This is a genomic window from Thauera sp. 28 (assembly GCF_000310145.2).
In the GTDB taxonomy this organism is placed as follows: Bacteria; Pseudomonadota; Gammaproteobacteria; order Burkholderiales; family Rhodocyclaceae; genus Thauera; species Thauera mechernichensis.
In genome coordinates, this window is sequence record NZ_AMXA01000098.1 from 1 (window position 1) to 474 (window position 474).

1 pseudogene is annotated in these 474 nt (G+C 63.9%); it reads left to right on the forward strand.

Annotated elements, in window-relative coordinates:
• Positions 1–474, forward strand: a pseudogene (gene aceE / locus C662_RS19615) (pyruvate dehydrogenase (acetyl-transferring), homodimeric type); the annotation flags it as partial.

A 474-nucleotide genomic window follows, 5' to 3' on the forward strand; every position in this document is an offset into this window, starting at 1 on the left:
CGGTGCGGGCTGGAACGTCATCAAGGTGATCTGGGGCACGGCCTGGGATGCGCTCTTTGCGCGCGACAAGAAGGGCATCCTCAAGCAGCGCATGATGGAGTTGTGCGACGGCGAGTATCAGACCTTCAAGGCCAAGGACGGCGCCTACGTGCGCGAGCACTTCTTCAACACCCCCGAGCTGCGCGCCCTGGTCGCCGACTGGACCGACGACCAGGTGTGGAACCTGAACCGTGGCGGCCACGACCTGTTCAAGATCTTCTCCGCCTACAAGGCCGCCTCCGAGCACAAGGGCCAGCCCACGCTGATCCTGGCCAAGACCATCAAGGGCTTCGGCATGGGTCAGGCCGGCGAGGCGATGAACATCTCGCACCAGCAGAAGAAGATGGACGTCGACGCCATCCGCCGCTTCCGCGACCGCTTCGGCCTGCCTGTGCCGGACGACAAGCTCGAAGAGCTGCCCTACCTGAAGTTCGA